Here is a 26,364-nt window from a genome sequence, read left to right as displayed (position 1 = left end):
TTAAAAAGTTAAGGTCTTTTTTAATTCATTTGTAAATTGCATCTTATAATTTAAGTTGTTTATTTTACTAATAGGCATTATCCCCATAAGAGAATTAGTTATAAATATTTCATCTCCAGTTAATAAAAATTCTTTATCCATATTTTCTTCGTAAACTTCTATCCCTAATTTTTTGAGAGAATCAATTATTTTTTGTCTAATAATTCCGTTTAAAATCCCACTTTCTAATTTTGGAGTATATATTTTTTTATTTTTCACTACAAATATATTGCTTGTAGAGCATTCTCCTATTTGACCTTTTGTATTTAAAAATATAACTTCATTATATCCATTTTCTTTAACTCTCTTTAACTCTCTAAGATTTTCTAAATAATTCAAGGTTTTATGATATACTATTTTAGAAGTTTCATTTTTCAATATATCAGAAAAAGTTAATTTAAATCCATCCTTATACATCTTTTGGGTATAGTTTATTTCTCGTATAGAAAAAATCATACTGCTCATATTATTATCTTTTAAAACACTTACTCTTAAAGCAAAATTTTCATTAGGAAATTTATTTATTTCTTTTCTTATTTTTTCCTGAAATTCTTCAAAATCTATATACAGATTTATATCTAATTCCTTACTGGAATTCTTCATCCTATCAAAATGTTCCAACAAATAAATAGGTTCATTATTTATAACTTTTATAGTTTCAAATAGTCCATATCCATATAATAAACCTTCATTAATTTTCATTATTTCCCCTCCAAATTAATGCTTCTTTAAGTGCTTTTCCTTTTAAAAGACTTTCTTCATATTCTAATTCACTATCAGAATCCCAAATTATTCCTCCCCCTACTTGATAATAAGCTTTAGATTTCTTACATAATATACTTCTTATGGCTATATTAAAATCCATATTTTTATTAAAACTTATATAACCTATATTCCCAGTATATATATTTCTTGTTTTTTCTTCTAGTTCACCTATAAGTTTCATAGCACTTATCTTGGGAGCTCCTGTAATAGATCCTCCTGGAAAAGTTCCCTTGATAATTTCTTTAATAGAAAAACCTGACCTTAATTTTCCTGAAACATTCGCAACTTGCTGAAAAACTGTAGCATATTCTTCTATATGAAAAAGTTCTTCAACTTTTACACTTCCACTTTCACAAATTTTTCCTATATCATTTCTTTCTAAATCTATAATCATTAATAATTCAGCTTGATCTTTTTCACTATTTTCAAGAATTTTTCTATTTTTTATATCTTCTGTTTTATTTTGTCCTCTAGCAATAGTTCCTTTTATAGGCCTTGTATCTATATTATCTCCCCTAACTCTGACAAATCTTTCTGGAGAAGATGATACTATCTGATAATCTTTATAATCTAAATAAGCAGCAAATGGAGATTTATTTGTTTTAGAAAGCCTATTATACAAAGTAAATGGAGACTTATTTAAATTACAGTTAAATCTTTGAGTAAAGTTTATTTGATAAACATTTCCATTTTCTATATTGTTTTTCACACATGAAATAGCATCTAGATACTTATCTTTTGATATTTCATTTTGTATTTTTACATCTGTATTATAAAAACTATCCTTTATTTCAGAAGGATTTAATATTTTATCTTCTATCTTTTTAATTCTTTCCTCAACATTTTCTAAAAATTCATGAGAAATTAAATAGATTTTTTCTTCTTTATTATCTATTAAAATAACTTCATTATAATAACTAAAATACATATCATAAATATTTAAATCATCCTCTTGATTAATATCTAATTTTTCAACTTCACCATAAAAATCATATGCAAAATATCCAATTGCTCCACCGATAAATGGCATTTTTTTCCCCTCTTCTATCTTATATTTTTCCATATATTCTACCAAAGTATCTAATGGGCCTTTCTTTTCAATTTGCCATTTTTTATCTTTATATATTTCAACTTTAGTCCCTTTACTTCTAATTCTAAAAAATGGATTACTTGCTATTATTGAATATCTTCCTAAATTTTTATCTAATTTTTGACTCTCTAAAAGAACCGGAAGCTCATCTTGTAAAAAATTATTAAAAATTTCTTTGACATCACTTTTTAATTTATATTCTCTTATATTCAAAATATTATTCCCCCTCAAAAAAATTATTTAACATTTCTAATCCATATTCTGTTAGCAAAGCTTCTGGATGAAATTGAATTCCTTCTATTAAATATTTTTTATGCTTTATTCCCATAATGACATTATCTTCTGTTTTCGCTGTTATTATAAAATCCTTTGGTAAGGAAGATTCTTCAACTACTAAAGAATGGTATCTAGTTACATTTAGAGGAGATTTTAAATGTTTAAAAACTCCCAATCCATCATGATTAACTTTAGAAATTTTTCCATGAACTGGCTCTTTTCCTTTTACTATTTTTCCTCCAAATGCTTCTGCTATTGACTGATGCCCTAAACAAATACCTATAATCGGAATTTTTCCTTTAAATTTATTAATTACTTTTAAAGTTATTCCTGCTGATTTGGGATTCCCTGGACCTGGAGATAACAGTATCCCTTCAGGATTTAGATTTTGTATTTCTTCTAAACTTATTTCATCATTTCTTTTTACCATTATCTGTTTATTTAATATCTCCAAATACTGAACTAAATTATATGTAAATGAATCATAATTATCTATTATTAATATCATATATCCTCTCCTTACTAAATCACATTAGTAATAGTTTATCATAAACTAAATTTATTTCAATAAAAGTTTTTATTCTATTTATTTTTCATTTGGACTTTTCTTTTTAAATACTATATAATTATATAATGTAGTAATTATATTTTTTGATTAGTTTAGGAGGATTAAATGTTTAAAATAGATAATAAAAAATGTATTGGATGTGCCCTTTGTATAGATGACTGCTTTGTAAAAGATATCATTTTTGTTGAAGAGAAAGCTTTTATTAAAAATAATGATTGTATAAAGTGTGGACATTGTATAGCTATTTGTCCAACTAATGCTATTTACACAGATGAATATGATATGAATGAAGTTATTGATTATGATAAAGTTTCTTTTAATATTAAACCTGAAAATTTATTAAATTTTATAAAATTTAGAAGAACAATTAGAAAATTTAAAGATAAAAAAGTAGAAAATGAAAAATTAATAAAAATAATTGAAGCAGGAAGATATACTCCCACAGCAAGTAATTCTCAAGATGTTTCTTATATTATTATTCAAGAAAAAATAAATGAACTAAAAAAATTAGTATTAGAATCATTAAATGATTTAGCTAAAGAAATTTTAAAAAATCCAAAAAATGAATTAGATATAAAGTATGCTAAAACTTGGAAACTTATGTATAGAATATTCCAGAGAAATCCCAATAAGCAAGATAATCTTTTCTTTTTCTCTAAAAATATTATAATCATAACCTCTCCTAACGAATTAAATGCTGGTCTCGCATCAACCAATATGGAACTTATGTGTAATTCTTTAGGTTTAGGATCTCTATATAGTGGATTTTTTATATTAGCTTGTAAAAATAATGATCAAATCAGAAAATTTCTAAATTTAAATAAAAATGAAAAAATAATAAATTGTATGGTTATTGGATATCCAGATGTAAAATATTTAAGAACTGTACCTAGGAAAAAATCTAATATTACATGGTTATAAAAAAAGAAGAGACTAGTCTCTTCTTTTTTTATAAAGTATGTTTTCCTTGATATAAAATTCTATTTAGTTGATCAGTTATTGTTACTCTTATAGTTTTTCCCTTAATATTATCTACAGTCATTGAATTATCTATTCTGTTTTTTCCATTTCTTGCACTTCTTCCAAACTCAGTATCATAAACTTTTTCAACTTTACCTGCATTATTTAATATTTCTAATTTCCTAGATAATTTTAAACTAGCATTTCCTTTTGAAACTAAATCACATCCCATAATGACATTATCTTCATCAGCTAATTTTACAGTAAAATTACTTAAACTCCCTTTTACTATTTGTTCGCCATAAGTACCATAAATACTAATACCAATTTCAGCTAACATTTTAAGCTGAACACCGATGCCTGTACTTTCTTCTATATTAGTTTCAACCTTCTTAATTTCTCCTTCTTTCTCTTTAAAAACAATATAACTCTTATATTCACCTGGTTCCATATTAGGACTAGGCTTAACTCTAAATCTAACAATTTGTCTTCCACCTGGTTTGATTGAAACCATTTTAGGATATAGTTTAATATTCTTATTTAAATTATATTTTCCATATCCCTCTGGAGCCTCTAAAAAAGTTGAAACTCTCATAGGTTCTGCAGTATTATTCATAAGTATTACTTCATTAGTTGCTATTTTGTCTAGACTAACCTCAAATCTTGTTGGGGCTACACTAAAGTTAAACGCTAAAAGTTGAATAGACATCAACATTCCTGCAAATAACATTATCATTTTTTTCATACACATCACTCCATTTCTGTTAATATTTTATTATATTGTTCATACTTTAAATCCCTATTAAATTTCTTAAACATTCCTACTATATTATCTCTAAGCCTTGGAACTTTAGTTTCACCTGTTCCTAACTCTAATCCATTTTCAAATTTAGCTACATCCAATATCATTCCAGATTTATCATAAATAACTAATTCTCCATCTTTCAAACCTTTTTTATATTCTATAGTTGTTTTTAAATCTCCATTTCTATAAAACATCATCCATTTACCTTCTCTCCTGTTATTTATATAATTTCCATCTAATAATAATGTTCCACCATCTGAATATATCCTAATAGGTCCATTTACCTTTCCTAATCTAAAATTAGTTTCAGCTTTTAAATTTCCACTATTATAGAAAAAAGTTCCTTCCTTTTCTAGAAGTCCATTTTTATAATTCACTGTAGCCTTCAAACTTCCATCTTTATTATATTGAACTACTTTTCCTGCAAGCAACCCATCTTTTAAATTTTCATATCCTGCTATTGCTTTATTCGGATAAAAATATGACCAATGTCCATGAGGTCTATCATAATTATATTTCATAATAGCTTTAGTTATCCCTGTTTTATATTTCAAATACCAAACTCCATGTTTTATTCCCTGAACATATCTTCCTTCATATAAAAAAGCTTCTTTATCTATTTTAACTATACCTTTAAAATAGCCATCTTTTATTCCACTTTTATATATTTCTACTATATTTTTCCCCTTTAATGTTCCTGTATAAGGAGATTTTTCATTTTTTATATAAACTATCCCGCTTTTCAATAATTTTTTATCTATGTTTTCTATTCTTTCTCTTGAGAAAATTTCAAAAGAAAAAACTAACATTAGACTAAATAAAATAAATAATTTTTTCAATTTAATTCTCTCCTTTAAAAGTTATTTAATATATTTGTTATATCTTCTGTTTCTTCTTTATCTTCTGTTACTTCTGATTGATTTTCTTCGTCACTATCATCTACTTCTATTATTGTATCTAAGCCTTCAAAATATCCTCCCTCCTCATCACTTTCTAATTTAACTATCACTGGTATTTCTTCTTGAGTAAATTTAATTCTTTCATCACCTAAATAATTAAATTTAATTATATATTCTCCTGGAACTACATCTTCAAAGAAAAATAAGCCATCATATTCTGGATCTATTTCTTTATATGTTTTCCCATCTTTTAATAAAGAAATATTGGTCATACTTATAATACGCATAAATTTTCTATCATTTATTTTTTCTCCCATCCAAAGATTTCCACTGACCATAGAAACCGGAGCTATTGGAATATCTATCTTAACACCTTCAGAAGCTTTTGTTACAATTGTTACTTTATCTCTTACACTTTTTAACATTGGATCAATTGTTCTTCTATTTAAAGAAAGTTCATGAATTTTATTAGGTAATACTCCATCTATAAAATATTTTCCTTTTTCATTTGTAAAAATTGTATCCCCATCTAAAGATACACCAACTTTCTCTAACAAACGTTCTCCTTCATCATATTTTTCATTACTATTTGAATCTAAATAAACTTTTCCAAATACCCAAGATTTATCAATATCTACATTTTTAACGTCTCTTCTTATATCTGACAAATCTATAATTTTATCAAGCTTCAATCCTACTTTTCTACTTCCTTTATCATCTATATAAATAGGTGTTTCCACACTAACATGATCATCAAAATACAATGTGAAATCAAGAGAACTATAAAATTTTTCTTCATCAGAATAATTTGCTGATAAACTAACATCATAAAATAATTCAGTTTTAGGTATCTGTAATTTTCTTGTATAAGCTCTAAAACTATAATCTGACTCTAAATCTTTTGTAAAATCTTTAGCCTTAAATTCTGCTTTCAATATAAAACTTACATTTTTTACTCCGTGATAACTAACTTCTGGACTATAAACCATAAAGGAACCTTCATCATTTTCTACTTTTTTTAATCTTATTCCAAATGTCGTTTGATAAAATCTTCTATTCTCAACATCTAAAAAATATTCATGTTCTTTTCTAGATTCTTCATTATTTTTTAATGTGTAACCAATTTCTACAGAATTATTATTAAAATCTTTATTTGCTGATATACGGTAATAATCCGATATATTTTCTTGATCTTTTATTGATTTTCCATATTTCTCGTTTTCAAATCTTAAATTAACGTCATCAATATTATGATTAATAGTCAATTCATAACTATCACTTTTAGTTTTATTTTCATAATAATTTGTAAAATTGGTTATTGTTTTATCTCTTCCTTGACCTGTTTTAAATATTAAATTATTCTTTAATATCCTATATTTTTTACTGCCTGAAGATTTTAAATCATACGCCCCTATTCCAGCAGTAAGTGAATCATTTAAACCATATCTAACTTCTGCATACTTTTGATCATCTTTTTGTTTTTCTGTTCTTCCTATTTGAACTGTGTAATCAATTTTCCCCTCATTTAATAGCCTTCTATCTCCTGCTATATAAACTTTTCTATTTTCTATTTTACCATCTCTATAGTATATCTTTAAATTATATTCCCCTCTAGATGCCCTATCTTTTATCTTAAATTCAAATTCTTCTTTATTAGGTCTTAGATAATCAACTAAAGCCTGTCCTTGATAAAGCTCTATAATATCAGCATTTTTAGCCTTACCTTTAATCTTTATATAACCATCTTCATCTGATTTAGTCATATAAGTATTATCATCACCAAAATATACACCTCTTAAATCACCGCTTACATCTACAAACCCTGGAAGTTCCATATTAAAATTTCCTAATATTAAACTTTTCTTTTTAAAAACATTATGATAAGTCAATCTATATATATCTAATTCTTTTTTTGGTGTTATATCTTGCTTTACATAAAAATCTCCATACAACAATTGATTAGCATATTCAAAATCAAAATTGTCTTCATTTTTTTCAATATCATTTTTATAATAATTTAATTTTAAAAGACCTGGTGTAAAAAGTTTTCCCTTAGATAAATAATCGATATTTACTTCTGTCTCTTCTTGTGATTGATCAAATCTCATTCTATTTATTTTGCTTTTTTCTCTTTCTTCTATTGGTAATTCAAACAAAGGATTTAATGTTATACTAAGTTCTGAAGAATTATATGTTGGATCTTTTATATTTAGTTTTTTTAGTTTTTCTATACCTACAAATATATCTTCATTATCTACAAAATACTCTTTTTTAGAAAAAGTTGTTTTAAAATTTTTACCTGCTATTTCACCTGAAACTAAACCTGTTTTAGTATTCACTTCCACATTATAAAGCTCTAAAAAATAAAACAAAGATTTTATTCCTACGTAAACTCTATCATTTTCGTAATCATACTTCACCATAAAAAAATCATCCATTTTTCTTCTTGCTCTAATTTCCACATAAGCTTCTTCATAATTTTTATAGTCTCCTGTAAAAGAATAGGAAACATTAAAAATTATAGTAAAAATAACTATCATTTTTATTCTATTTAAATTTTTATTCAATCTTCCCATATTCTCTCCCATTTAAAATAAGACTATTTTATTTAAATCTAAACTTAACATAAAAACTTCCCTTGTATTTACCTACAGGAGTATTTTTATGAGTTTGGACTTCCCCTATTACTCTAATTTTACTATGAGAATCCCACGTACTATAATTATATAATTCATCTGTTAAATTTACCTGTAATCTATTTCCATTTGAATTTTCAATATATGTAAATTCTGGCATTTCGTAAGTGCTTCTATCATTATAAAAATAAACATCTACATCTACATCTGCTCTAGAAGACTGCCCTGCTATAACTTGGCCAAAATCCATTTTGCCACTAACATTAACATTCACTTTTGGAATAACATTAGTTTGGTAATATAAATATGCAATATCAATTGTTTTATTTTTTTGATTATAAAAAGGGACATCATATTTTAATCTCATTCTTCCTATCCAATCTGTATAAGTTCTATTACCTCCATTTCCTGGAGGATATGCCCACTCATAACCTGAATAAGTTCCTAAAATTTTAATTTTTAGTTTATTTGAATTATCTGGAAATTCTATAACATCACCTACATTTACTTCTCTTCCATTAACATAATACCTAAAATCATAAATTTTACCAACTGGTATATTTAAAAAATCTACATGATCTCTATCAGGTAATGATTCTATTCTTATATTTTTTATTTTATTTTTCCATTTTTGCTTTAGTTCTATTTCTATTGCTTCATTTTCCTTTAATTTTCTTCTTGAAGCTCCTGTTATGACATCTTCCATTACGCCAATTTCTGTAGTTGCTGAAAGTATCCTATCGTAATCATTCCCCCAAAATTTCTGAGAATAAGTTAATGTATATATTAATAAAGAGAATATTAAAACTACAGTTTTTTTCATAATTATCTATCCACCTTTTTATCAATATCGTATATTTTATCCAGTCTATTATAACCTACCACTAATAATTTTTCATGAATTATTGGAATATATGATAATTCCTTATATATAAGTTGAACTATTTTATCAAAAATCTTATCTCTTTTTGATTTATCCTTTTCTTCCATAGCAATTTTTAAAAATGGATCAATAGCATTATATAAATCTATATCTTTTATATCATTTAACAAAATATTTCTGATATTTAATAAAATATAATCATCCTTATAAACCATATTATAAAGGGCTACATCATAATCTCCATTTTTAATTTTCATAGAATAAGAATCTATATTATGAGGCAATATATTTACTTTAATTCCATATAACTTAAATTGTTCTTTTATAATTTTTGCCATATCTAACATATTATTTAATATCATTAAGTTTATTTCATTTTTTATATTACTTTTCTTTATTTCAGATTTTATTAATTTTTTATTAAAATTATTTTCTGTTTTAGATAAAGATGCTTTAAATAAACTTTTTGGAAAATATGTTTCTGCCATATTGTCTTTTGTCCCTGTTACTAATTTTGAAATTTCTTCTCTATTTATAATTTTTTCAATCAATTTTCTATTTTTTCTTGTATAGATATCTTTATTTTTATTTCCAAACCTAATAACAGCACTTTCCATCAAATTATTCTTTCTAACTAAAACATCATCTGGAATTATACCTTCTTCCCTTGCCTCGTTATATGCATTTTCACTTACATCAAAAGCTACATCACTTCCTTCATCAAATAAAGAAGTCATTTTTTTCTTATCATTAATTTCATGAGTAAATCTTATTTTTTTTACTATAGATTTCCCTTTAAAATATTTAAAATATCTTTTTAAAACAACTTGTCCATTATTAAAAACAATAGGATAGAATCTCCCACTTCCTGTAATTCCTTTTTTGGTTTTCTTTACTATAGAACCAGATACATATGTTAACTTTTCTAAAAACATAGTGTCTTCTTCTTCTAATTTCATTATTAGCTTTTTACTGTCTATGATTTTTATATTTCTTATTTCCTCAAAAGTATCTTTTAAAGCTCCTTTTTCAGAAAATCTTTCAAAAGTAAATTTAACGTCAGTTGAAGATAGCTCCTCTCCATTGTGAAATAATACCCCCTCCTTTAATTCTATAAATAGAGTCCTTTCATCCTTCCATTTATAATCTTTAACTAAATAAGGAACTACTTTACCATCTTCTATATTAAATAACGTATCATAAATTAACTTTACTGCTCTTTCTGAATATTGATCTCTCATTTTTATAGGATCTAAAGTTTGAATCTTAATACTTTGAATAATATTAAGTTCATTCTTTACTTCATTTTCGTTTCTAACTTCCTCCATAAAAATGCTTTCTATATTAGAGTCTTCTCCTAAAGATATTATGTTTGATATAAGAAATACTATGAATAATAAATATTTCTTCAAAATTTCACCTCTTCTTTTAATAAATTATTATTTTATAGCAGAATAAAATTCCTCAGCCAAATCAACTGCTTCTTTATTTTCTTCATAAATTTTTTCAAATAACTTATGGTTTTTAACAAAGCATTCCACTATTTCAGAAGAAAAACTTTTACCTGATTCTGATTTTATTATTTCCACTGCTTCACTATGAGTCAAACTTTTCTTGTATGCTTTTTCCTGTCTCAAAGCATCATACATATCAGCAACACCTACCAAAGCTGCTTCTAAAGGAATATCATTTCCTTTTAATTTAAGAGGATAACCTTTTCCATTCCATTTTTCATGATGAAATCTAACTATATTCTCTGCTATTTTTCCTAGTTTTAAATTTTTAACTATTTCAAAACCTGAATTAACATGCCCTTTTACTATATTAAATTCTTCTGATGTTAATTTCCCTGGTTTTTTTAAGACATCAGCAGGAATAGTAACTTTCCCAATATCATGCACCGTTGCATATTTTCTTATCTCGTCTATTTCTTCTTTTGTAAATTTTCCTATATCCCTTGCTAAAACTTCTGAATAAAGGCCTAGTCTTTTAGTATGTTCCCCCGTATCTTCATCATTTAGTTTATTTGCCATCTCTAAAGTCTTTACTAGCATATAACTTAATTCTTCGGCTCTTTTTCTATTTCTTTCTGAAATAATTAAAACTATTATTAAGATTATTATAAATATTAATACAGGTATACCTATTTTAGCCATTAATTTATAATTTCTAGCAACTAAAATATTTTTTGTTAAAGAATCATCATAAATAGTTTTATCTACATCAAAACTTTCTACAATCATTCTTACTAATTGAGATAATTCTGGCTGATCTTTGTCGATAGCTACACTTACATTTAAAGTGTCATTTAAAATTCCAGCTATTTTAACTTTATCTTCTATAAAATTATTAGAAATAATCCCATTTATAGAACCAAAGTAACCTACTAAACACTCTCCTTTTTTATCAAGAAGTCTTTCTAATCCTTCTTGATATGTAGCAACTTCTATTATTTCAGGATTTTTAACTCTACTTTCTATATATTCTCTAATATTCGTATCTTTTCTAACTATTATTTTTTTGTTATCTAAATCAGCTATATTTTCTATAAAACCATCTCTACTTCTATTGGCTATAGTAATTTTACTTTCATAATAAGGTTTAGTAAATATATAACTTTTTAAATTTTTGCTATTTCTAACAAGAATAGGCTTTATATCTCCATTATTCTCACTAAAAACAAGGGGTATCTCAAGTACTCTTTCTATCTCTTTAATAACTTTTATAGTTATTCCTTTATAACTCTTTTTATAAGAATAATAGAAAGGTATCATATATTTATCTTCTGGTAATTTTACTTTTATTTCATTAAATTTATTTTTTACTATTGAATAATTTGGTGTATCTTTTAAAATATACTTATAATATTTTGTTCTTTCAGTACTAATTATTTTTTCTATTTCTTCATTTTTTAAATTATCAATTTTTAATTTTATTTTGTTATAAACATTTTCTTTATCTTTATCAATAGCTATACATTCTTTATAGTTAATCTTATCAATAATTCTTGTAATTTTATTATCATCATAATAATTAAGCCAATCTTTAATTATTAAAGCTTCTATCTCTCCTTTATCAAGAGCTTCTAATCCCTTTTCTCTATTTTTAACTGAATTTTCTATGAAATTTATATTTTTAAATCTAGTTTTAATTTCTTTTAAACCTTGACTCCCTTTTATATATCCAACATTTAAATTATTTAAATCATCCATTGTTTTTACAAAGGAATCCTTTCTCGTTAAAACTGCAACTGTATACCTAATTGGAGTTTCAATATAATAATGTTCATTATCATTTTTATCTTCAAAAGTTCTAACAATAACTGAACTTTCTTTACTAACTCTACTGTGATTATTATAAAAACTATCGTCTACTTTATAAATAACTTTATCTGAAATTCCATCTAAAAAATAAGTATATACTCCCTCGTATTTACCTATTTCTAAATTCTTATAAAGATACATATCAGTAGTTTTTAAAGGTATATTTACTTTTATTGCATCCTCACCAAAGGAAAAACTAAATAAACACATCATTAAACCTAATATTATTTTCTTCATATATCCTCCATTTTTATGTAATTATTAATTATACCTTACTTTTACCACAGCAAAACCTTCATAATATCCTGGATTATCAACTACTCTATCAATACTTCCTATTATATTATCTCTTACTTCTCCATTATTTATATATAAATATCCATCATTTGAACTTTGCAATCTTAAATTAACTCTTTGTTTTTTAGAATTATCAGCTTGATTTATTAATTCTATATATCCTTCATTAGAAATATTATTTCTATCAAAAAATTTAACTAACACCCATCTTCCTGCTTCCCCTTCAATTTCGATATTACTTGTTGCTTCTATATTAGTTGCTCCAGGCATACAATCCCCAAAGTGCATAGGGGTAACTTCGACACTTAAATCTTTTATAATTTCTAGTTCTACCTCTATTTCAACTTGTCCTTCTTTTACAGATTTTCCTTGTATAAAAGAAAATAATAATATATATACGGTCATAAAAAAAACAAATTTTTGTTTCATTTTTTCCTCCTAACTATCTTTTTCCCTTAGTTTTATTGTACCTTAATTCGATTAAAAAAACAATAAACAAGTAAAAAATAATAAAAAAAAAGTGGCTTAAGCCACTTTTTTTTTATTATTTTTTTATTCTTTCAACATAAGAATGATTTCTTGTGTCTATTTTTATCCATTCCCCTTGTTCAACAAATAAAGGTACTTGAATTTCAAATCCTGTTGCTAATTTTGCTGGTTTAAGAGCTTTTCCTGTAGTATCTCCTCTTAATCCTGGTTCAGTATATTCTATTTGTCTTTCAACAAATGTAGGTAACTCTACACTTACTGGAGTTTCTTCATAATATTGAATTTGAACTTCCATTTCTTCTTCTAAATAATTAATTGCATCTCCTAAATCTTCTGCAGATAATTCAATTTGATCCCAAGTTTCTGGATTAGAGAAAATATAGTTAGTTCCATCAGAATAAGAATATACAGCATTAACTCTTTCTAGTCTTATATCATCCATTTTTTCATCAGCTTTTATAGCTGTATCCACTATATTTCCAGCTAATAAGTTTTTCATTTTTAATTTCATAACCGCTGCATTTCTTCCTGATTTATTATACTCAGCTTTTAATACGATGAATGGATCTTTACCTATTCTTATTGTAGACCCTTGTCTTAATTCTTGTGCTACTTTCATTAATTGTCCCCCTTTAAAATCCTTTTATATATGTTTTTAATTTTTCTACTAAATTACATTCTTTAGTTAAAAAAGTACTATACTTTTTACAAATTTTTTCTATAGTAGAAAAATTATGGAATAAAGCTGAATAGTTTTCATTTCCTAACTTTAAAGAATTCTCATTTCTATCATTATAGTCTCTTAAGAGTTTTTTATATTTTTCAAAAATATTTTTTTCTTCATGAGATAGTAAAATACTTTCTTCTAATCTTGCTATAAAAGCATTTAATTTATCCATGTGGACTTGATCTTCTTGTAAATATATGTGCCATAAAAAAGGTTTCCCTAATATCAAAGCTCTAACTATAGAATCTTCTCCTCTTGTAAAATTAAAATCTGAGGCAGAAATAATCTCTTCATATTCCTCTTGAGATAAAAATTCCATATTCTTTAGAATTATTTTACCATATTTCATAAAATTTCCAAAATTTTCTAAAAGATTTTCATCTAAAACTTTAAGAATACTTTTTTGTGTTTTTTCACCCATAAGTAATAAAACTGTATCTTTTTCCATCCTATTTAACTCTATTAATAAATTTTTAAAATTTTTTTCATAAGAAAAAATAGTCCCCACTAGCTTTTTATCAAAAAATATTTTTGGCAAATATTTTTCTAATATTTTATCTTTATGTATTTCACCATATTCTTTTCTTTTTATAAAAGTTTCATCTAATATAATTCCACCACTTTTATTAGTAAAGCCTGGCATATAAAAAATCTTTTTTAAATTCTTAGAATCTATTAATGATTCTTGCAAATGAAAACCTTCAATCCATTTTTCGCCTGAAAGATATTCAAGATTTATCCAAAGTTTTGACTTTTCTTTAGCTATATCTATATAATCTTTTAAGATATTACAACCAAAAGCCTCTATTATTATATCAGAAACTCCATACTTTTTTAAATTTTTTTTTAAAAAATTTTCTTTAATATATATAAGGTTACCTACCTCTTGATAATCCTTGTCTTTTGTTTTTGGATTAACTTTTAACAACTCCTCTAATTTGTTTAAAATTATTCTTATCCTAACTTGAGGATAAACTCTTTTTAATTCTTTAGATAATCTATATACAACTCCTATATCTCCATAATTGTCAATAATTTCACAAAATATATCAATACTTCTAGGTATCATACTTACACCTCTTTTATTTTAATTCATTTCTTTTTTTATAAGAAATCATTGCTTTATGCATCCATCTTTTGGTAAAAATCATAGCCCTTCCAACAGCAACCAAATCAAGCAAATCATTTTCTATTAAATAACTAACTTGTTCTTCTTTTTTTATATTTCTTACCCCTATAACAGGAATATTTATATTTTTTCTTATCTGAACACCCATATAAATAACCCAATCTAATGGAAACTCTTCTGGGAAATTATCTATCTTTGCTTTTTGCCTAAATCTTTCTTCAGGAATCCCTGTAGAAACATGAATTAAATCTATTCCTAAATTTTCAAGATATTTTGCTATTTGTATGCCATCTTCAAGAGAAGGTTCATTCCCTCCCATTCTATATCCTAAAATAAAATCTTCATCAAATAATTCTCTAGTTCTTTCTATTAAGTTCTTATTAAAATACATTCTTTTTTCAAAACTTCCACCATATTTATCAATTCTTGTATTATATATTCTTGAATTTAATTGACTTAACAAATAAGTATGAGCTCCATGAATTTCTATTCCATCAAACCCTGCTTCCTTTGCTCTTCTAAAAGCAACTATAAATTTTTCTAAAATTTCATCTAAAATTATTTCTGGAACTAAAGAAAAATCTTTCTTAAAGCCAGCATGGTGAATTTGTATTAACATTGGAACTTTATATTTTTTACCAATAGCCGATACTTTTTTCAACCCTTCAATAAAACTATCATTCCATATTCCAAGTTGATTATCCCTTAATTTACCATCTTCTGCCACACAAGTAGCTTCAACAATAATCATGCCTACTTTATCTCTAGCAATATCCTCATACCAATTTAAAAGTTTTTCTGTAACTTTTCCATCAGTTCCAATCATTGAAAATCTAACTAAAGGGGGAAGAATAATTCTATTTTTCACTTCTATATTTTTTATTTTTAATGGCGTCAATATATTTTTCATTTTTTTCCTTATCTCAAATCTAATTTATTTTTTAACAAGGTATATAATAACATTATATTTATACAACATCAAGATTTTTTTAATATATTATTTATTATTAGCTTTCAAAGTTTTAATTTACTAAAATTTGTGATATAATACCCTGAATATAATAAAACTATTAGGAGGAATATTAATTAATGATTTCAACAAGCAATCTTACTATGAGATTTCCAGATAAAAAACTTTTTGAAGATGTAAACATCAAATTTACACCTGGAAATTGTTACGGACTTATTGGTGCTAATGGTGCTGGTAAATCTACTTTTGTTAAAATATTATCTGGTGAAATATCACCAACTGAGGGAGACGTTATTTTAGATAAAAATAAAAGAATGGCTGTTCTTTCTCAAAATCACTTCGCTTTTGAAGAAGCTAAAGTTTTAGATGTCGTTCTTATGGGACATAAAAAACTTTGGAATATAATAGAAGAAAAAAATGCTATTTATGCAAAGGAAGAATTCACAGATGAAGACGGTATGAGAGCTGCCGATCTTGAAGGAGAATTTGCAGAATTAAATGGATGGGATGCTGAACCTGAAGCTGCCATGCTACTTACTGGTCTTGGTATCAAAGCTAAATACCATGATTTACTAATGAAAGAATTAGACGAAGGAATGAAAGTAAAAATATTACTTGCTCAAGCTCTATTTGGAAATCCTGATGTTCTATTACTTGATGAGCCTACAAATGGACTTGATATCAAAGCTGTTGCATGGTTAGAAAATTTTCTTATGAATTTAAATGATACTACTGTAATTGTCGTATCACATGACAGACATTTTTTAAATAAAGTTTGTACTCATATAGCTGATATTGATTATGGTAAAATTAAAATGTTCGTAGGAAACTATGATTTCTGGTATGAATCAAGTCAACTAATGCTTGGTCTTATTTCTAATAAAAACAAAAAATTAGAACAAAAAAGACAAGAATTACAAGAATTTATAGCTAGATTCAGTGCCAATGCTGCCAAATCAAAACAAGCAACTTCAAGAAAAAAACAACTTGAAAAACTACAACTTGAAGATATGCAAGTTTCAAATAGAAAATATCCATTTATTGAATTTAAATCTAACAGAGAAGCTGGAAATAATATGCTAAAAGTTGAAAATATTTCTAAATCTATAAATGGGGTTAAAATATTTGAAAACTTATCATTTACAATAAACACTAAAGATAAAGTTATTTTTATTTGTGATAATGATATTCTAAAAACAACTCTTCTTTCTGTTTTAGCAGGAGATATTGAACCTGATTCAGGTACTATTACTTGGGGAGTTACTGTCACTCCAGCTTATATGCCAAAAGATAATTCTGAATTTTTTGAAGGAGCTAATGAAAACTTAGTTGATTGGTTAAGACCTTATTCTCCTGATCAACATGATTCATTTGTTAGAGGATTTTTAGGAAGAATGTTATTTACTGGAGAGGAAACTCAAAAGAAAGCAGCTGTTTTATCGGGAGGAGAAAAAGTTAGATGTATGTTATCAAAAATGATGATGTCTGGAGCTAATGCTTTATTATTTGATAATCCTACAGACCATTTAGATCTTGAATCTATTACATCTCTTAATAAAGCTCTTACTAAATTTAACGGAACTGTACTTTTCTCAGCTCATGACCATGAATTTATACAAACTGTAGCTAATAGAATTATTGAAATTTTACCAGACGGAACTATCATTGATAAATTAATGGATTATGATGATTATATCCAAATGAAAATAGATCAAGAAAATCAAAATTAAATATTTATATTCAAATGAATGGAGGTATTCAAATGAAAAAAGTGTATGTTTTGTTAGCTGAAGGATTTGAAATTTTAGAAGCTATGGCTCCTATTGATATTATGAGAAGAGCTGGAATAAAAGTAGTTACATTATCTATCAATAAGACTCTTGATGTTAATTCAGCACAAGGAGTTATGGTAAAAGCAGACGAATTATTTAAAGATTACAAAGATGCAGATGGAATCTTTTTACCTGGAGGATATTCTGGATATGAAAATCTTTATAAATCAGATGATGCTATGAAATTAACTAAATATTATTTGGATAATAATAAACTAGTTGCTGCTATTTGTGGAGCTCCTTCATCTTTAGCTAGAAGAAGAATGATTGATAACAGAAATATTACTCTGCACTTTGGTTGCTATGACCTTGTTAGAGAATTTTGTAATATAATTAATAAACCTATCGTCTTAGATAAAAATTTATTAACTGCTAGTGGTTCTGGTTATTCACAAGAACTTGGATTTGAAATTTTAAAATATTTAACACCTGATAAAATTTCAGAAGTTAAAAATGGAATGACACTTAAATAAATATTAAAAAAGAGCTTAGATGACTAAGCTCTTTTTTTTGTTAATAAAACAACATTTTTGCATTTGAAAAATTCATGTATATTTCTTTTCCTATTTTATCTTTAAGTATTATTATTTCATTAAAATTATCTACCTTAACTATCTCAAATTTATCATATAGCTTAATTCCATTATCTTTTAAATAATTTAACAATTTTATATTGTCTAAGACTCTTTTTAATTTAAATTTATCTCCCTCTTTTAATTTTAAAATAGAATTATTTGAAAAATTTTCTACTTCACCTTTTTCATTTGGTATTGGACTTCCATGGCAACAAAATTTAGGTTTCCCTAAAAAATTATATAATTTATCTGTAACTATATCACTACTAACATGTTGAAGTTTTTCAGCCTCCATATGAACCTGTGACCAATCTAATTTTAAATATTCAGATAAAAAGACCTCCCAAATATGATGTACTCTAACTAATCTTATTGATTTTTCTTTTCCATTCTCTGTTAATTTTACTCCTTTATAAGGAACATACTCCACAAAAAAATTATCAGCCAATTTTTTCACCATTTCTAAAACACTTTGAACAGTATATTTCATTTTAGAAGCTATATCACTAATTTTAACATATTCTTTTTTATTTTCATTAGATAATTCATATATTATCCTAAGATAATTTTCTTCTGTTATATTCATTAATTCCCCCTATAAACAATAAAGCTAATAAAAACACTATCATATTCACACTAGCCACTGCGCCTGATATTATTATATCATACTTAAAAGCTATTCCATAGCCTACTAAACTGTTAATTAATCCTATAAAAATTGAAAAGATAATCGTCTTTTTTAAATTTTTTGTAAATAATAAACTTGTTATACTTGGTCCAATTATTAAACTAATAACTAAAATAACCCCAACAATGTTAAATGCAGACACTGCAGTTAATGAAATTAAACTTATAAATAAATAATGAACTAATAAAACTGAAACACCTGAAGTTTTAGCAAAAATAATATCAAAAGAAATTACTTTTAATTCTTTATAAAAAATTATTATAAATACTGCTATAACAACTGCAATAACTAACATTATATATAACGCCAAAGGTCCTAAATCTATATTATTTATAGTTAATCTTTTAAAAATAATAAACTCTAGTTTCCCAAATAAAGCTGAATTAATACTTATCTGAGAATTTTTTAATTTTCTATCTATTATAAGTACCCCTAAACTAAATAGAAGAGGAAAAATTAATCCCGTTGCAGCTCCTTTTTCTATCTTTTTATCAGATAAAACTTCAATTAAATAAACTGTCAATACACAAACAGCTGAAGCTCCTATAATAAGAAAAGGAGAATTTATATCTCTAATAATTAAATAAGCTAAAACAACTCCTATTAAAGCTGTATGACTTATCGCATCCATAAGCATCGCCATTTTTCTTAAAGAAATAAATACACCTATTAAAGAACAAGAAAAAGAAGTTATTATTAATATCATTAAAATTTCAAAATTCATTTTATTTCACCTTCTTTAAAAATATAGAAATTATTGCAATCAAACTTACTACAACAACAATTATTGGTCCTATAGATAAATCTGAATTTTTAAAACTTATAAAAGTTCCAACAAATCCTGCTAACCCTCCAAATAAACCAGATAAAACTAAATTTTTATAAAAAGAATTGCTCCATTGCCTGGCAGCTATTCCTGGAGCTATTAATATTGATGTCATTAATATCACACCTACAAATCTAATCCCCATCATTATCACTATTACTGTTAAAAGTATTATTAAGTTATCTAAAAATTCACATGAAAAACCTAAACTTTTATAAAATTCTTTATCAAATATAAATAATTTAATTTCTTTTCTAAATAAAACTACTATTAATATAATAGTAATTGAAATAATTGAAATAATTTGTATATCTGAAGACAAAATAGTTGCTACTTCTCCAAAAATAAATTTTTCCAAACCTGCTTGATTTGAATTTCCTGTATTTTGAATTATAGATAATAAAACTTGACCTAAACCAAAAAAACCAGATAAGACTAGAGCTAAAGCTGAATCATACTTTATTTTTGAATATTTTTTTATAATTTTTATTATTACTAAGGAAATAATTGAAAAAAAACCTGCTCCAATCAATAATAATTCTATATTTTTAGTTTTTATAATCATAAAAGAAAGCATTACTCCTGGAAAACTAGCATGAGCTAAAGCGTTTCCTATTAAAGCTTCTTTTCTTAAAGTTATTATGCTTCCAAGAATTCCTGAAATAATTCCTATTAAAGTAGTTCCTATCATAATTACAATTAATACATAATTATTCAAAATTAATTTTCCCATTTTTTCTCCTATTAATAATCTCTATAAAAAGTCTTCTTTATATTTTCTTTATTAAAAACATCTGCTATTTCTCCTTTAGCTATTATCTTTCTATTAATCATAACTAAATAATCAAAATATTCTTTAACTGTTTCTAAATTATGATGAACCACTAAAACAGTTTTGTTTTTTTCTTTTAAAGTCTTTAAAATTTTTATAATAGCTTTTTCTGTTTTTATATCAACCCCCTGAAAAGGTTCATCCATAAAATAAATTTCAGCTTTTTGCATAAGAGCTCTCGCTATAAAAACTCTTTGTTTCTCTCCCCCTGATAATTGAGAAATCTGTCTATTTAAATATTTTTCCATACCAACTTTTTTTAACATTAAAATAGCCATTTCTTTTTCTTTCTTTTTAGGTCTTTTAAATAAACCTAGCCTTCCATAAGATCCCATTATTACCACATCTAAAACTGTAGTAGGAAAATCCCAATCTACTGTATCCCTTTGAGGAATATAAGCTATCTTTTTTAAATATTCTTTATAATATTCTCCTTGAAATTTTATATCACCTGAACTATTTTTTACTATATCAAGTATACCTTTTATAAAAGTTGATTTTCCACCTCCATTTGGGCCGATAATTCCTATTAATTTTCCTTTTGGAATATTTATATTAATATTGGATAATATTTTTTTTTCATCATATGAAATTGTTAAATTTTTTATACTAATAGCTGATTTCATTAAGCCTCCTTAAATTAATCCTTTAACAATAGTATCTATATTTTTTTTATAATATTTTATATATGTATCTGCTCCACTTTCTTTATCTCCTAAAGAACCAACATATAATTTTCCACCTATTTCTACATTCCAATTATTTTTTTTACTTCCTTCAATAATTATATCTAATATGTTTTGAGAAGTAGAGTTTTCCAAAAATATAGTTCTTATTTTATTTTCTTTTAAATATAATATCAATTTATTAATTTTACTTACCCCTACTTCACTTTCAGAAGAAATTCCTTTTACATAATTTGTTTTAAAACAATAATCTTTTGCAAAATAGTTAAAAGCTCTATGAGAAGTAACTAATATTTTTTTTGAATTCTCTACCTTATCTAATTGTTCTTTAGCATATTTATCTAACTCATTTAACTTCTCTATATATTTATCTTTTGATTGCTCATAATATTTTTTATTTGTTTTATCTATCTGAATAAATCTTTTTTCTAAAATATTAGCTGCATTTTTCCATAACTTTATACTTAAAAATATATGAGGATCATATTCACCGCTTTCCATTAATATTAGATCTTTCTTATCTATTTTATCTCCAACTACTAGAATCTTATTCCTATCTAAATTTTTAAGACATTGTTCCATTTTACCTTCTAAATAAAGTCCATTAATAATTAACAAATCTCCTTCCATTATATTTTTGGTATCACTTAATTTAGGTTGGTAAGAATGTGGACTTACCCCTGGATTCATAAGTACTTTTAAATTAATTTTATTTCCTCCTATTTCTTTAGCTAAGTCTCCTAACATAGTTGTAGTAACAACTATACTTATTTTTTCTCTTGAATTTTCATTACTTTTTACTTCTTTCCCACATCCTAAAATTAAAATCATTAAGATAATTATTCCTATCTTCTTAAATTTTTTTTTCATCATCTCACCTTCCTCATAAGTTTAAGGCAACCCTTAAACTTATATTAACGTATGTGTGTTTCGGTAATTAGTATATTCCTTAAAGGAATAAAAATCAAGTATTTATTTCCTTAATGAATATTCTACCGAACATATTTTGAATTTTTCACCATCTATTAAACTCCAAAATTTCTTAATTAAAATCCTCTCAATAGAACAATAAATTTTTTTTATTGTTAGCTTTTAAATTATATTAAAAAATGGTATCATAAGAGAACTAAATTTTAACTAAACTTATAATAAAAGGAGCATTTATGAATATAAAATTAAGAAAAGTAGTAATTATTGGAGCTGGTCATGTAGGTTCTCATGTAGGATTCTCTTTTGCAACACAAGGAGCATGTGAAGAATTAATTTATATTGATATTAACAAAAATAAAGCTATTGCTCAAGCTGAAGATACTGAAGATGCTATAGTTTATTTACCTCATCATATAAACATAAAATCAGGAAATTATTCCGATATAGATGACGCTGAAATAATTGTTATATCCGCTGGCCCTTTGCCAAATATGAATCAGACTAGAATGGATACCTTAAAAGATACTATCGAATGTATTAAACCCATTATTAAAGGAATTCACGATTCTAAATTTAATGGAATTATCATTAATATTTCAAACCCTGCAGATGTTATAACTCATTATTTACAGAAAAAATTAAATTATCCTTCTCAAAAAATAATTTCAACAAGCACTACTCTTGATTCTGCTAGATTAAGAAAAGTTCTAGCTAGAAAATTAAATATTGATCAAAAATCTATATATGCCTATGTCATGGGGGAGCATGGAGAAAGTCAAATGGTTCCTTGGTCTTGTGCCTCTATTTTTGGAAAAAATTTATATGATTTAATGAAAGAACACCCTAAAATTTATGGACATCTTAATTTAGAAGAAATCGCTAGCGAAGCTAAACTTGGAGGATGGATAGTTCTAAAAGGAAAAGGTTCTACTGAATTTGGTATAGGCACTTCTTGTGTAGAAATTGCTAAAACTATCTTTGCCAATGAAAGAAAAGTTTGTATGGTTTCTACTTTACTAAATGGTGAATATGGACAAAAAAATGTTTATGCTAGTGTTCCGACTATTATTGGAAAAGATGGAGTTGTGAATATTATTGAACTACCTCTAAATGAAGAAGAATTAATAAAATTTAATAACTCTTGTGAAATAATAAAAGATAATTTGCTTTTAAGTCTTAAATATTAAAATAAAAAAACCTCCAAAATTTATAATGGAGGTTTTTATTCATTTTATTCCTTTACTTGTTTTATTATATCTATAACTGTTCCATCTCTATATTCTACAATACCAACTATTTCATCTAAATATTGTGTACTTTCAGGTTTTCCTGTTAATTGTTCTATTTCTTCTTTCAACTCTTTTATTTTTTTTGTTTTTATTCCAGAACTATTTAAAATTTCTTGAATATCTTTTCTTCTTGGATTTACACAAATTCCTCTTTCTGTTACTAAAACATCTACTGTCTCTCCTGGAGTAACTACTGTAGTTACTTTGTCTGTCACTATTGGTATTCTTTTTCTCATGGAAGGAGCAACTACAACTGTTAATTTTGATCCTGCTGCTGTATCTGGAGCACCACCTTGAGCACCCATTATCATTCCTGTTGAACCTGTTAATGAGTTAATATTAAAGTCTATATCTATCTCTGTTGCTGACAATATCATAATATCTAATTGATGAGCTATACAAGCTTTATTATGAGGATTAGCATACATTGAAGCTGACATTTCTATATGATTAGAATTTTTTCCTAAAGATTCTATCACTGATGTATCAAAACTTTGAGTATCAAATAATGCTTCAAAATAGCCTTCCTCTAAAAATTCAACTAAATATCCTGTTGCTCCTCCTGAAGCAAAAGATCCTTTTATCTCATTCTTTTTCATATACTCTTTTAAAAATCTACATACTGCAAGAGATGAACCTCCCGATCCAGCCTGAAAAGAAAATCCATTTTTTATAACTCCTGATGCTATTAAAACTTCTGATGCTTTTTCTGCTATTAACAATTCTTGTGGATTTTTTGTTATTCTAGTTGCTCCTGTAGCTATTTGTTCTGGATTTCCAATCTCTTCAACTTCAACTATATAATCAATATCCGTCATTGATATTGATATATTTTTTAACGGAAAAGGTACCAAATTATCTGTTATTGCTACAACTTTATCTGCAAATTTCACATCTACCATTGGATAACCCATAGATCCAAATGCTGATTTTCCTTCATAACCATTCATATTTCCTAAATTATCACATGTTGGAGCTGCGACAAAAGCAATATCTATTTTAATTTCTCCAGCTTCAATTGCTCTTGCTCTTCCACCATGAGTCCTAAATATAACAGGTTTTCCTAAAATATTATTTTTTGAGATCTCTTTTGCTATTGTTCCTCTTAAACCAGAAGTATTTATTCCTGTGATAACTCCTGATTTTATATGCTTTATTATTGGTTCATGAGCCTTGGTTAAAGATGATGCCACTAAATTTATATTCTTTATTCCTAATTTATTTATTTCATCCAAAACCATATTTAAAACATAATCACCATTTCTTAAATGATGATGAAAAGAAATTGTCATTCCATCTTTAAGATTACAGTTTTCTATTGCTTCTTTTAAATTGTTAACTAATTTTTGAGTTCCTGGCTTATAAAATCCTTTATTTACAGCATATTTTTTTCCTTGAGGTTGCACTGAAAAAGGTCCTTTGTAAGGTTTAACTTCCCCATATCCTTCTATATATTTAGGTAATTCTCTATTTACTTTATTTTTTATAATTTCCACTTTATTCATCTCCCTTATTTAATAACTCCTGATGCTTTTGCAAGTCTTACAACTTTCTGAGCTTTTGAAATAACTGGTATATCTATCATTTTCCCATTCACTTGAATTACGCCACCATTTTCTATATCTGCTTCTTCCGCAGCTTTAACAATTACTAAAGATTTGGCTATTTCTTCTTCTGTTGGTGTAAAAATATTATGAATTATTTTTATTTGAGATGGATGTATACAAGATTTACCCGAAAACCCCATATTTATAGAACTCTTGACTTCCTCTTTAAATCCTTCTATATCTGCAAGATGTGCCCAAACAGTATCTATAGCATCTATTCCTGCCATAGCTGCTGCCATAACTACCATACTTCTTGCTACAAATATCTCTTTTCCTTCTTTAGTTCTTTCTGCTCCTAATGTTCTTGTAAAGTCTTCTGCTCCAAATGACATTGTAACCACTCTATCTGAAGCTTTTGCTATTTCATAAGCGTTTTTTATTGCTGTTGGGGTTTCTAATGAAGCTTGAATTTTACATGATCCTACTTTTATTCCATGTTCTTTTTCTACTTCGGTTAACAAAATATCTAATTCTTTTATTTGTTCTGGAGTATCTGTCATAGCAAGTCTCATATTTCTAAGACCTGCAGGAACTAAAACTCGTACATCTTTTTCTCCAAATTCTGTATATAGTGGGTTTATCCTAGCAAATATTTCAGTTTCTCCATAATCTATAGTTTTTAGAGCCTCTGCGAATAAATCTCTAGCTGCATCTTTTTCTGAATATTTAATTGCATCTTCTAAATCAAAAATTACACAATCTGAACCATAAAGATGAGCCATTGTTAACATTTTAGGATTGTTTGCTGGAGAAAATAACATAGTTCTTCTTGATCTCTTTGGTTGTTTTGTAATCTTACCCATTACTTATCATCTCCTTTTAATTCTTGTGCTCTATGCAAAGCAGTTCTAGTTCTAGCTTTTATTACAAAATCTAGAGCTCCAAAATCTTGAACTTTTATCTTCGCATTCTTTATATTTTCTTCTTCTAAAACCTCTCTTACAGATTTATCCATTAATTTTCCAAACATTTTTTTTAATTTAGATTCTATCTCAACTTGAATTCCCTTACAGTCTAAATCCACAGTAACTAAAACATCAGAACTTTTTTCATTTCCACAAATACCTATCATAATTTATATCTCCTTTAATTTAAATAATTATATTTTATCCAAATATATTTAATAATACTCCTGCTGCAACTGCTGAACCTATTACTCCTGCAACATTTGGTCCCATTGCATGCATTAATAAAAAGTTTGCTGGGTTCTCTTCTTGACCAACTTTTTGTACTACTCTTGCTG

Annotated in this window: 26 protein-coding genes; 4 read left to right on the top strand and 22 right to left on the bottom strand. The window is 25.9% G+C overall.

Annotation, left to right across the window (positions count from 1 at the left end; translation table 11 throughout):
• The 3 genes from Q7K47_04385 to Q7K47_04375 are packed head-to-tail and all read right to left on the bottom strand — an operon-like array spanning window position 1 to window position 2,678.
• Window positions 1-741: an aminotransferase class IV gene (locus Q7K47_04385; GenBank protein MDP0506451.1), complete on the bottom strand. Its 741-nt coding sequence runs from the start codon at window positions 739-741 to the stop codon at window positions 1-3.
• On the bottom strand, window positions 731-2,107 hold the full coding sequence (gene pabB / locus Q7K47_04380; GenBank protein ID MDP0506450.1) for an aminodeoxychorismate synthase component I: 1,377 nt from the start codon (window positions 2,105-2,107) through the stop codon (window positions 731-733). Before pabB ends, Q7K47_04385 begins: the two co-directional genes overlap by 11 nt.
• A gap of 4 nt (window positions 2,108-2,111) precedes the next feature.
• Entirely contained in the window at window positions 2,112-2,678 is a 567-nt protein-coding gene (locus Q7K47_04375) for an aminodeoxychorismate/anthranilate synthase component II (GenBank protein ID MDP0506449.1), read from the bottom strand.
• Between the two features lie 165 nt (window positions 2,679-2,843).
• Between Q7K47_04375 and Q7K47_04370 the strand changes: the two genes are divergently transcribed.
• Window positions 2,844-3,659 carry a nitroreductase family protein gene (locus Q7K47_04370; GenBank protein MDP0506448.1) on the top strand — a complete coding sequence of 272 codons (816 nt, stop codon included), beginning with the start codon at window positions 2,844-2,846 and terminating at the stop codon, window positions 3,657-3,659.
• 28 nt (window positions 3,660-3,687) lie between these two features.
• Here Q7K47_04370 and Q7K47_04365 read toward each other — a convergent pair whose 3' ends face one another.
• The 10 genes from Q7K47_04365 to Q7K47_04320 form a co-directional block, all read right to left on the bottom strand.
• Window positions 3,688-4,443, bottom strand: coding sequence for a molecular chaperone (locus tag Q7K47_04365; GenBank protein ID MDP0506447.1), 756 nt, complete (start codon window positions 4,441-4,443; stop codon window positions 3,688-3,690).
• 5 nt (window positions 4,444-4,448) lie between these two features.
• Window positions 4,449-5,342 carry a toxin-antitoxin system YwqK family antitoxin gene (locus Q7K47_04360; GenBank protein ID MDP0506446.1) on the bottom strand — a complete coding sequence of 298 codons (894 nt, stop codon included), beginning with the start codon at window positions 5,340-5,342 and terminating at the stop codon, window positions 4,449-4,451.
• A 14-nt stretch (window positions 5,343-5,356) separates the two neighbouring features.
• Window positions 5,357-7,978 (bottom strand): hypothetical protein, encoded by a 2,622-nt coding sequence (locus Q7K47_04355; GenBank protein ID MDP0506445.1) that lies wholly within the window; start codon window positions 7,976-7,978, stop codon window positions 5,357-5,359.
• 28 nt (window positions 7,979-8,006) lie between these two features.
• The gene (locus tag Q7K47_04350; protein ID MDP0506444.1) at window positions 8,007-8,861 is read right to left on the bottom strand and encodes a hypothetical protein; all 855 of its coding nucleotides are present in this window, start codon (window positions 8,859-8,861) and stop codon (window positions 8,007-8,009) included.
• A 2-nt stretch (window positions 8,862-8,863) separates the two neighbouring features.
• A complete protein-coding gene (locus Q7K47_04345) occupies window positions 8,864-10,333 on the bottom strand; it encodes an ABC transporter substrate-binding protein (protein ID MDP0506443.1) in 1,470 nt (489 codons plus the stop codon).
• 27 nt (window positions 10,334-10,360) lie between these two features.
• Window positions 10,361-12,481 carry a transporter substrate-binding domain-containing protein gene (locus Q7K47_04340; GenBank protein MDP0506442.1) on the bottom strand — a complete coding sequence of 707 codons (2,121 nt, stop codon included), beginning with the start codon at window positions 12,479-12,481 and terminating at the stop codon, window positions 10,361-10,363.
• Between the two features lie 24 nt (window positions 12,482-12,505).
• A complete protein-coding gene (locus Q7K47_04335; GenBank protein ID MDP0506441.1) occupies window positions 12,506-12,970 on the bottom strand; it encodes a hypothetical protein in 465 nt (154 codons plus the stop codon).
• Between the two features lie 115 nt (window positions 12,971-13,085).
• A complete protein-coding gene (gene efp, locus Q7K47_04330) occupies window positions 13,086-13,649 on the bottom strand; it encodes an elongation factor P (protein ID MDP0506440.1) in 564 nt (187 codons plus the stop codon).
• A 13-nt stretch (window positions 13,650-13,662) separates the two neighbouring features.
• Complete coding sequence (gene earP / locus Q7K47_04325) at window positions 13,663-14,826, bottom strand: elongation factor P maturation arginine rhamnosyltransferase EarP (GenBank protein MDP0506439.1); 1,164 nt, start codon at window positions 14,824-14,826, stop codon at window positions 13,663-13,665.
• Window positions 14,827-14,839: 13 nt separating this feature from the next.
• The gene (locus Q7K47_04320) at window positions 14,840-15,796 is read right to left on the bottom strand and encodes an NADH:flavin oxidoreductase (protein ID MDP0506438.1); all 957 of its coding nucleotides are present in this window, start codon (window positions 15,794-15,796) and stop codon (window positions 14,840-14,842) included.
• 179 nt (window positions 15,797-15,975) lie between these two features.
• On the opposite strand from Q7K47_04320, the gene Q7K47_04315 reads away from it, so the two are divergent.
• Together Q7K47_04315 and Q7K47_04310 are read left to right on the top strand one after the other, a co-directional pair.
• A complete protein-coding gene (locus Q7K47_04315) occupies window positions 15,976-17,586 on the top strand; it encodes an ATP-binding cassette domain-containing protein (GenBank protein ID MDP0506437.1) in 1,611 nt (536 codons plus the stop codon).
• Between the two features lie 32 nt (window positions 17,587-17,618).
• A complete protein-coding gene (locus Q7K47_04310) occupies window positions 17,619-18,161 on the top strand; it encodes a DJ-1/PfpI family protein (GenBank protein ID MDP0506436.1) in 543 nt (180 codons plus the stop codon).
• Between the two features lie 40 nt (window positions 18,162-18,201).
• On the opposite strand, the gene Q7K47_04305 is transcribed toward Q7K47_04310, so the two are convergent.
• The 5 genes from Q7K47_04305 to Q7K47_04285 are packed head-to-tail and all read right to left on the bottom strand — an operon-like array spanning window position 18,202 to window position 22,168.
• Window positions 18,202-18,849, bottom strand: a complete 648-nt coding sequence (locus tag Q7K47_04305; GenBank protein ID MDP0506435.1) for a metal-dependent transcriptional regulator — start codon at window positions 18,847-18,849, stop codon at window positions 18,202-18,204.
• Window positions 18,821-19,675 carry a metal ABC transporter permease gene (locus tag Q7K47_04300; GenBank protein ID MDP0506434.1) on the bottom strand — a complete coding sequence of 285 codons (855 nt, stop codon included), beginning with the start codon at window positions 19,673-19,675 and terminating at the stop codon, window positions 18,821-18,823. Before Q7K47_04300 ends, Q7K47_04305 begins: the two co-directional genes overlap by 29 nt.
• A 1-nt stretch (window position 19,676) precedes the next feature.
• A complete protein-coding gene (locus Q7K47_04295) occupies window positions 19,677-20,510 on the bottom strand; it encodes a metal ABC transporter permease (GenBank protein MDP0506433.1) in 834 nt (277 codons plus the stop codon).
• 11 nt (window positions 20,511-20,521) lie between these two features.
• Window positions 20,522-21,235 (bottom strand): metal ABC transporter ATP-binding protein, encoded by a 714-nt coding sequence (locus tag Q7K47_04290; protein ID MDP0506432.1) that lies wholly within the window; start codon window positions 21,233-21,235, stop codon window positions 20,522-20,524.
• Between the two features lie 9 nt (window positions 21,236-21,244).
• Window positions 21,245-22,168 (bottom strand): zinc ABC transporter substrate-binding protein, encoded by a 924-nt coding sequence (locus tag Q7K47_04285; GenBank protein MDP0506431.1) that lies wholly within the window; start codon window positions 22,166-22,168, stop codon window positions 21,245-21,247.
• Between the two features lie 290 nt (window positions 22,169-22,458).
• On the opposite strand from Q7K47_04285, the gene Q7K47_04280 reads away from it, so the two are divergent.
• On the top strand, window positions 22,459-23,412 hold the full coding sequence (locus Q7K47_04280; GenBank protein MDP0506430.1) for an L-lactate dehydrogenase: 954 nt from the start codon (window positions 22,459-22,461) through the stop codon (window positions 23,410-23,412).
• 44 nt (window positions 23,413-23,456) lie between these two features.
• On the opposite strand, the gene citF is transcribed toward Q7K47_04280, so the two are convergent.
• From citF to Q7K47_04260, 4 genes are all read right to left on the bottom strand, one after another.
• Window positions 23,457-25,010 carry a citrate lyase subunit alpha gene (gene citF / locus Q7K47_04275; protein ID MDP0506429.1) on the bottom strand — a complete coding sequence of 518 codons (1,554 nt, stop codon included), beginning with the start codon at window positions 25,008-25,010 and terminating at the stop codon, window positions 23,457-23,459.
• 14 nt (window positions 25,011-25,024) lie between these two features.
• The gene (locus tag Q7K47_04270) at window positions 25,025-25,924 is read right to left on the bottom strand and encodes a CoA ester lyase (protein ID MDP0506428.1); all 900 of its coding nucleotides are present in this window, start codon (window positions 25,922-25,924) and stop codon (window positions 25,025-25,027) included.
• Window positions 25,924-26,193 (bottom strand): citrate lyase acyl carrier protein, encoded by a 270-nt coding sequence (citD, locus tag Q7K47_04265; GenBank protein MDP0506427.1) that lies wholly within the window; start codon window positions 26,191-26,193, stop codon window positions 25,924-25,926. Before citD ends, Q7K47_04270 begins: the two co-directional genes overlap by 1 nt.
• Before the next feature lie 34 nt (window positions 26,194-26,227).
• A partial coding sequence (locus tag Q7K47_04260) for a sodium ion-translocating decarboxylase subunit beta (GenBank protein MDP0506426.1) occupies window positions 26,228-26,364 on the bottom strand: 137 nt, incomplete at its 5' end.

The organism is Fusobacterium sp. JB019 (genome assembly GCA_030673965.1).
Lineage (GTDB): Bacteria > Fusobacteriota > Fusobacteriia > Fusobacteriales > Fusobacteriaceae > Fusobacterium_B.
Note: the sequence above shows the minus strand (reverse complement) of the source record. Positions and strands in the feature narration are given on the sequence as shown.

Coding starts and splice junctions, on each gene's coding strand:
- Q7K47_04385 (MDP0506451.1), bottom strand. CDS start 741: ATGAAAATTAATGAAGGTTTATTATATGGATATGGACTATTTGAAACT.
- Q7K47_04375 (MDP0506449.1), bottom strand. CDS start 2,678: ATGATATTAATAATAGATAATTATGATTCATTTACATATAATTTAGTT.
- Q7K47_04370 (MDP0506448.1), top strand. CDS start 2,844: ATGTTTAAAATAGATAATAAAAAATGTATTGGATGTGCCCTTTGTATA.
- Q7K47_04365 (MDP0506447.1), bottom strand. CDS start 4,443: ATGAAAAAAATGATAATGTTATTTGCAGGAATGTTGATGTCTATTCAA.
- Q7K47_04355 (MDP0506445.1), bottom strand. CDS start 7,978: ATGGGAAGATTGAATAAAAATTTAAATAGAATAAAAATGATAGTTATT.
- Q7K47_04350 (MDP0506444.1), bottom strand. CDS start 8,861: ATGAAAAAAACTGTAGTTTTAATATTCTCTTTATTAATATATACATTA.
- Q7K47_04340 (MDP0506442.1), bottom strand. CDS start 12,481: ATGAAGAAAATAATATTAGGTTTAATGATGTGTTTATTTAGTTTTTCC.
- Q7K47_04335 (MDP0506441.1), bottom strand. CDS start 12,970: ATGAAACAAAAATTTGTTTTTTTTATGACCGTATATATATTATTATTT.
- efp (MDP0506440.1), bottom strand. CDS start 13,649: ATGAAAGTAGCACAAGAATTAAGACAAGGGTCTACAATAAGAATAGGT.
- earP (MDP0506439.1), bottom strand. CDS start 14,826: ATGATACCTAGAAGTATTGATATATTTTGTGAAATTATTGACAATTAT.
- Q7K47_04320 (MDP0506438.1), bottom strand. CDS start 15,796: ATGAAAAATATATTGACGCCATTAAAAATAAAAAATATAGAAGTGAAA.
- Q7K47_04315 (MDP0506437.1), top strand. CDS start 15,976: ATGATTTCAACAAGCAATCTTACTATGAGATTTCCAGATAAAAAACTT.
- Q7K47_04310 (MDP0506436.1), top strand. CDS start 17,619: ATGAAAAAAGTGTATGTTTTGTTAGCTGAAGGATTTGAAATTTTAGAA.
- Q7K47_04305 (MDP0506435.1), bottom strand. CDS start 18,849: ATGAATATAACAGAAGAAAATTATCTTAGGATAATATATGAATTATCT.
- Q7K47_04300 (MDP0506434.1), bottom strand. CDS start 19,675: ATGAATTTTGAAATTTTAATGATATTAATAATAACTTCTTTTTCTTGT.
- Q7K47_04295 (MDP0506433.1), bottom strand. CDS start 20,510: ATGGGAAAATTAATTTTGAATAATTATGTATTAATTGTAATTATGATA.
- Q7K47_04290 (MDP0506432.1), bottom strand. CDS start 21,235: ATGAAATCAGCTATTAGTATAAAAAATTTAACAATTTCATATGATGAA.
- Q7K47_04285 (MDP0506431.1), bottom strand. CDS start 22,168: ATGATGAAAAAAAAATTTAAGAAGATAGGAATAATTATCTTAATGATT.
- Q7K47_04280 (MDP0506430.1), top strand. CDS start 22,459: ATGAATATAAAATTAAGAAAAGTAGTAATTATTGGAGCTGGTCATGTA.
- Q7K47_04270 (MDP0506428.1), bottom strand. CDS start 25,924: ATGGGTAAGATTACAAAACAACCAAAGAGATCAAGAAGAACTATGTTA.
- citD (MDP0506427.1), bottom strand. CDS start 26,193: ATGATAGGTATTTGTGGAAATGAAAAAAGTTCTGATGTTTTAGTTACT.